General features: G+C 60.9%; 3 protein-coding genes and 1 pseudogene. All 4 read right to left on the minus strand.

Going from position 1 to position 6,795, the window contains the following annotated elements; genetic code table 11:
* Position 1: 1 nt before the first annotated feature.
* A complete protein-coding gene (locus tag CKO36_RS09640) occupies positions 2-1,990 on the minus strand; it encodes a PAS domain S-box protein (protein ID WP_200283843.1) in 1,989 nt (662 codons plus the stop codon).
* Positions 1,987-5,988, minus strand: coding sequence for a response regulator (locus tag CKO36_RS09645; protein WP_200283844.1), 4,002 nt, complete (start codon positions 5,986-5,988; stop codon positions 1,987-1,989). Before CKO36_RS09645 ends, CKO36_RS09640 begins: the two co-directional genes overlap by 4 nt.
* Positions 5,989-6,081: 93 nt before the next feature.
* Positions 6,082-6,267 (minus strand): hypothetical protein, encoded by a 186-nt coding sequence (locus CKO36_RS09650; RefSeq protein ID WP_200283845.1) that lies wholly within the window; start codon positions 6,265-6,267, stop codon positions 6,082-6,084.
* Between the two features lie 90 nt (positions 6,268-6,357).
* Positions 6,358-6,795, minus strand: a pseudogene (locus tag CKO36_RS09655) (ISKra4 family transposase); the annotation flags it as partial.

Genomic DNA, 6,795 nt, shown 5'->3' on the forward strand with positions numbered 1-6,795 from the left:
TTCAGGGATTCTTCAAAGGGCGGATGAGGGCACAGATCGACTTGAGGTCGTTGGCATCCGGGGGCATGACACCCAATGAAATCGCGGCGTCAAAAATTGTACCCTCGGCTCGTCGACCTTGCACACTCCCACGGTCGGCTGACATCCGTCGGCTCTGCTCGCCCCTGGCAATGAACTGTGCCCGCTGCTGTGCGTGGCCTTCCCGCAAGGATTCCGGTAGCAACTGCTCGACACTCATGCCTTGCAACGGCGCGTCATCATAGCCGAACAAACGTTCCGCCGCAGCGTTGGCGCGCAGAATCTCCCCGTCTTCGGCGACAATCAACAAGGCGTCCGGCAGCTCCTGTAACACCGTGTCCAGCCAGGCTTCGGCCCGGCGGCTGCGTTGCTGTTGTCGCAGCAGTTCCTCGGCCTGAAGGCGGGTTTTTTGGAGCATTGCGTCGTTGCTGCGCGCAGCGAGCAGAATCTCGAGATCCATCGACAGCACCGGCAGCAGGCCGGTCAGCGTCTTTTTGAAGGTATCGGCATCCCGCTCCATGGAGGCCAGTTCCAGCACGCCGATCAGCAGATCGCTGTGCCTGATTGGCGCCAGCACCAGCAACCGTGGCGCAGCCTCGCCCAAGCCGGTGCGCACGCGCCAGAACCCCGGCGGCGGATCAGTAAACTGCTTGTACTGCCCATCCAGGGCACACTGACCGACCAGTCCTTCACCGACCGGAATCTTGTCGGGAGCGCCTTCGGTGGCATAGGCACCGGCCAGCGCCAGATCCCCCGCCAGATCCCCCGCCAACCCCCCCGATTGTTGCATGTCGCGGTCGAGGTAGTACAGGGTTCCCTGATGCAAGGGAGTAAAGTCGGTCAGCTGGCGGAAGAAAGCCTTGGCAAGTGAAGGAATGTCGCGGGCCTGTTGCATCTGCACGCTGAACTCGGAGTACAACTCCTTGAGTCGTGCCGCCTCGGCCAGCTCACGTACGGCCGCCTCCTGCTCCGCAAACGCTTCTGCCCGTGCTCGCGTTTCGTGCATAGCGCGCAAGGCTAGCAACAACAGCACGAACAGGCCCAGCGCGATACCACCTTGAAACACGCGCATATGGGTCACTGGCACCGCACTCGCCAAGTCCCGAAAGAGCACCAATGTCCAGCTGCCCTCTGGATCATTCCAACGGATCGGCTTCTGGACGGCCGCGTAGCGGGCGCCGCGTATGCGCACCACATCGGCCTTGGGGTCGAAGTCAAGCGGTAAGACACCGTGCCCGGTCTGGTACATCCTGCCAAACTGTTTCAGGCTGGCAAGCGTTCCGAGGCGCTCCGCGTCGAGCAGCCCGGCAAGACGCATGAGCCAGGCAAGCTCGCTGGTCGCGAACACGACCCCCTGCGGAGATAGCAGCAGCGCCTTCGCCTTCCAGGTCGACAGCCGCTCATCGAGATCCGCCGCCAGTCGCTTGGCGACCAGGGTTCCGATCACGTCCGAGTCCGTCGAGGCGCTGGCATAGAGCGGAACCGCCGTGTAGATGCCGCGCTCGAAGCTGCGCGAACCCACGGCGGCATAGACACTTGGGCTTCCCGTGATCGCCTGCTGCCAGTAAGGTCGAAAGGAGACATCCTTGCCGGTTGATTTCTTGTGGGTTGTCTCATGAGCGACGATCACACCCTGGTCGTTCATGACGTAAATGCCATCGGCGCCCAGCTGCTCCCGCGCTGTGCGCAGTCGCAGCAAAGCCTGCGGACTGTCCTCGGGCAGCGTCCCGAGCGCGACATCGCGCAAGGCCTCCTCGCTGCGTCCCAGCAGCGAGAGCACGCCCATGGTCTCGCCATGCATGGTTTCCATCTCAAGGTGGCTGGCCGCCGACTCAGCGGCGTTGTCGAGATTCCTGCGAAAATCCTGCTCCAGATCGGCGCGCTGCCACTCGCCGGCGAGAAACCCGCCCAGCAGCGCCAGACAGAACGCGAGCACGCGCGCGATCCTGGGATGGTCGAGCAGCCAATTCACCCGGCTTCACCACCCGTGGCATCCTGCCGGGCCTCCTGCAAGGCGGCGAGTGCCGCCTCGAAATCAAACGCCTCGATCAAGCGCCCAATGGTCTGCCCATGCGCCGGCAAACCAGTGCGCAGGCGTTGGGACTGCTCGATCCATAGGTCAACGGCGGCGGGATCATCATCGGCCAGCAGCCTTGCCAGCCGCTCCAGCCATGGCTGCAAGCGCTGCTGATCAACCTCGGACTCGGTGGCATCCTGCTCCTGCGGCGGGAGCGCGGCCGCGATGGCGTCGATCATTGGCGTCAGAGCCGACTCCAGCGTCCGCAGTGCGGTGGCTAGCTGATCCGAATCGGCTTCGTTCCGGATTAGGGTTTCCACGGTGGCAGCCTGCGCTTGCAGGGCCGTTGCTCCGATATTGCCTGCGGTTCCTTTCAAGGTATGGGCCAAACGTTCCGCAGATGCACGGTCGTCGGCACTGAGCGCAGTCTGGATCTGAGTCGGAGTATCATGCTGTGCCGCGACGAATTTTTCCAAAATCGACACATACAATGCCCGCTTACCGGCCACGCGTCGCAGTCCAAGCTCAACATCAAGGCCGGCAATGTGGCGCGGCAGGCCGTTGGTGGATCCAGGCAGTGCAGCGCCCTTCCCGGCTGACTTGTCTGCCAGGTTCAGCGCCTGCGCGTCGTTCGGCGGGATCCATCGCAACAGCGCGTTCCAGAGCTGCTCGGGCTCAATTGGCTTGGTCAGGTGATCGACCATGCCAGCCGCGCGGCAGCGTTCGCGATCTTGCGCCATCGCATTTGCGGTCATGGCGAGAATCGGCAGCTGTGCATGCTCCGGCTGCTGCAAAATCTCGCGCGTTGCCGTCACTCCGTCCATCACTGGCATCTGCATATCCATCAGCACGACGGCGTAATAGCCAGCTGGATGGGCTCGCACGCGCTCCAGGGCGATCTGACCGTTCTCGGCCAGATCAACCCGCAGTCCGGCGTCGCGCAGCAATTCACCCGCCACTTCCTGATTGAGCGCGTTGTCCTCAACCAGCAATACGCGCGCCCCTCGAATCGCCGCCAGGTCGTCGGTAGCCGCGCTGTGCGCTTGCGCTGTCGTGGTTTTGCTGGAGACCTCGCCACCGAGCACCTGGATCGTGGTGTCGAACATCATTGAGATATTCACCGGCTTGATCAGAATGTCGTCAAAGAGAGCTTTCTCCGCAGCCCGAATCACCTCCTCGCGACCGTATGCGGTCACCATCACCAACTTGGGCTCATGAATCAGGCCCAGCTCGCGGATGCCATGCGCGGTTTCGATGCCATCCATGCCCGGCATCTGCCAATCGAGATAGACGATGGCGTAAGGATGGCCGGCGGTCTCGGCCTCGCGCACCGCTTTGATCGCGGCCTGGCCGTCACCGACGCCCGACACCGCGAAGGTCATGCTCTGTAACATGTCCGTCAGGACATCACGGGCATACTCGCTGTCATCGACCACCAGAACGCGCAGCCCGCGCAAGTCTGGATCCGGCAGACGCTGCTGCGCCATCTGCTCACTCTTGCCAAGCCGCGCCGTAAACCAGAAGGTCGAACCCTGGCCTGGCTTGGACTCGACCCCCACCTCGCCGCCCATGAGTTCGGCGAGGTGCTTCGAAATCGCCAGCCCCAAGCCGGTGCCACCGTACTTGCGGGAGGTTGAGGTGTCGGCCTGGCTGAAGCTCTGGAACAGACGCGAGATCTGCTCTTCAGTCAGACCAATGCCGGTATCGCGCACCCCGAAGCGGATCAGGACATCGCGCTCACGCTCCTCAAGTTTACGCACTACGACACTGATTTCGCCTGCGTGAGTGAACTTGACCGCATTGTTGCCGTAGTTGATCAACACCTGCCCAAGACGCAGCGGATCGCCGACCATTATGTCCGGGACATCTACGGCGACATCGAAGAGCATCTCCAGCCCTTTGGCCGTGGCTTTTTCGTTGATCAGATTGGCGACATTGTCAAGCACGCGATTCAAATCGAAGTCGGTCTGCTCGATCGTGAGCTTGCCGGCTTCGATTTTCGAAAAATCGAGGATGTCGTTAATAATGCCGAGCAGATGCTGGCCGGACAGCTGGATTTTGTGCAGATAGTCCCGCTGACGTGGATTCAGATCGGTCTTGAGTGCCAGATGCGACATGCCGATGATCGCGTTCATCGGCGTGCGAATCTCGTGACTCATGTTGGCCAGGAAGTCACTCTTGATCTTGGCCGCATCCTCGGCCAGTAGTTTGGCTTGCCTGAGCACCCGTTCGGCTTGTTTCTGTTCAGCAATATCGACAAAGGTTCCAACCAGCCCGCCCGGACTCCCGTCCGCCTTGCGGAAGCCGGACACGAAATAGATGGTTTCGTGCTCAATGCCGTCTACAAAGGGCATCTTGGCCTCGCGTTGGATGTTGCCGGCGGTGCGGATCACCTCTGCGTCTTCTTCCTGATAGGCCATGCGATCCTGTTGCGGGAGATACTCAAGATCGAGCACCCGCTTGCCAATCAGGGCCTCGCGACGAACGCCAAAGGTCTTTTCGTAGGCCGTGTTGACCCCAATGAAACAGGTATCGGCGCCCTTGTAGAAAATCGGATAGGGAATGGTCTCCAGCAGCGCCTGTTGAAACACCGATTGATCCTGCAGGGTGCACTGCTGTGCCTCCAGCGTCTTGGTCTGCTCGGCCAGTTGCTCGGCTTGGATCTGAGTCGACTCTAACAGCCGCTTGACCTTGGTTGTGCGCTCAAGGACATCCATCGCCAGAGCCAGTGTTGACAACAGAGCGTCCAGCAACGACTGCTCCCGCGACTCCAGCGGCCGCAGGCTCGCGATTTCGACCACTCCCAGCACGCCGTCTGCGCCCAGCACGGGTAGCACCATGATGCTGGTCGGCGCGCTGTCGCCCAGGCTGCTGCCCACCCGGATGTAGTCAGGCGGTGGCTGCGTCAGAACAATGGGCGATCGTTCAAAGGCACACTGACCGACCAGCCCCTCGCCCAAAGCAAAGGACTGCGACAGCGACTTGCGCTCGCGATAGGCGTACTGCGCCAGCAGGCGCAAGCGGCGCCCGTCTTCCTCCATGATGTAAAACACACCATGCGCGACCTCAATCAGCGGCGCCACCTGATCCAGGAACAATTGTCCCAAGGTGCGGAACGAATCAACCCCCTGGAACTCAGCGGCGATGCGAGCCTCATGCATCTTGACCCATTGTTCATCGGCAACCTGTGCTCCGATCTCGCGGTATTTGTCAAACGACGCCGCCAGCTGGCCGATCTCTGAGGATTCACCGGCAAAGGGCAATCGGCTTGCGGCCTGACCGGCGATCAGATGCTGCATCTGCGCATTCATCTGCAACAGCGGTCCGATCACCCGACGGTGGTAGAACAGCAACAGCAAGATGACCATGATGACTGCAAACAATGTCAATACGATATTGAAGTTGTAAACCCATTGCACCCGGTGCGCCGCATGGGCAACGTCCGCGTCGATGCGCTCGGTCAATAGCTTTCGGAAGCGCTCGGCCGGCTCGTAGATCCTGGCCAGCGCGCCCTCATAGTCCTCACCAAAGACGAGTTCAGAGGCCTCGGCCAGCTTGCCCTGCGAACGCGCGCGCATGGCACGAGTTTCGAGTGCCACCAACGCATCCGAGTGTTTCCTGGAGCGCTCAATCAGCGCCATTTCCTGCGGTGTCAACCCGAGAACACGCAGCGCCGTCTCGGCATGACCGACCGAGTCTGTCACCCTGACCTCATGCCAATAGTCCTGTTGGTAGCGCACATCCCCAGTGGCCACATAGGCGCGCACCTTGCTGGTCAGATATTCGGATCCGTGGATCAGACGCGTCACTTCCGCCTCGGCAAGCTGCCGGCGCTGGAGCGCCTGGGTTTGCACAGCGCTGAAATGCTGATAGACGAGATGCGCACTGATCGTGACAACCGTCAGCAGGAGATAGACTGCAACGATAATCGGGGTCGCTTGTCTTAAGCGCATGAAACACTCAGGCTGGAGTCTGAGTCTGTTTCGCGACAAACCAGCACAATTCCGTCGATTTTGCCGCGACACCGAATCGGCGTGACAAACATGTCAGCCGTCCCCAACCGAACTGAGAATCTGCAGGCTTTGTTGCTCTGCACTGACGGTCTCGGCAAGGAGCTCGATTGCTTCCTGGGCGTGCAGCAGGATGTCAAGGTTCAACGCGATGGTCGGCTCGATCCCTCTGAGCAGATCTTGCTGTGCGTCAGTCACAGGCTCCATCACGGCCAGCTCCATGACCGCAAACAACCGGCCGCCATGCTGAATGGGAAGTACCAGCAGAGTGACAGGGGCGGCATCACCGGGTGCTACCTTTCAATAATGTCCTTAGCAAGGCTGAGCACCGAACTGATCGATCTTGTCCCAGAATTGCGCCCAGCGTCCGGTCGACTGAACCAACGCACGTAAGCTCAAAACAATCTTGGCGCCCTGATGTTTCCAGCGCATGCCCGCTCCGCACAGGCGCTGCTTGACCAGGGTTTTACAGGCCGCTTCGATGACCCCGGAGCCAATCGGTAAGTTCTCGGCTAGGTGCGCGGGGTAGTTCATGCGTGCGCGTTGATTGGTGAAGTAGGTCAGGGCCGCTTGAAGATTGGCTTTGACGGTTTTGCCCAAGGAGCGCTTATCCATCAGGCGTGTGCCTTCTTCGATGAGGGCGTCAACGGCGCCGGGTTCGTGCTTGAGTCGGTGGCGCTGCTCTTGGAGCCATTGGTCGCGTTTGGCCTGGCTGGCTTTGCCAGGATAAGCGCCCGTGGCGAGGTGGGG

The sequence above is a fragment of the Rhabdochromatium marinum genome (assembly GCF_016583795.1).
Taxonomy (GTDB): Bacteria; Pseudomonadota; Gammaproteobacteria; order Chromatiales; family Chromatiaceae; genus Rhabdochromatium; species Rhabdochromatium marinum.

Bases quoted from the DNA above. Each gene is read 5' to 3' on its own strand.
- CKO36_RS09650 (WP_200283845.1), bottom strand. From the start codon at position 6,267: ATGGAGCTGGCCGTGATGGAGCCTGTGACTGACGCACAGCAAGATCTG.
- CKO36_RS09645 (WP_200283844.1), bottom strand. From the start codon at position 5,988: ATGCGCTTAAGACAAGCGACCCCGATTATCGTTGCAGTCTATCTCCTG.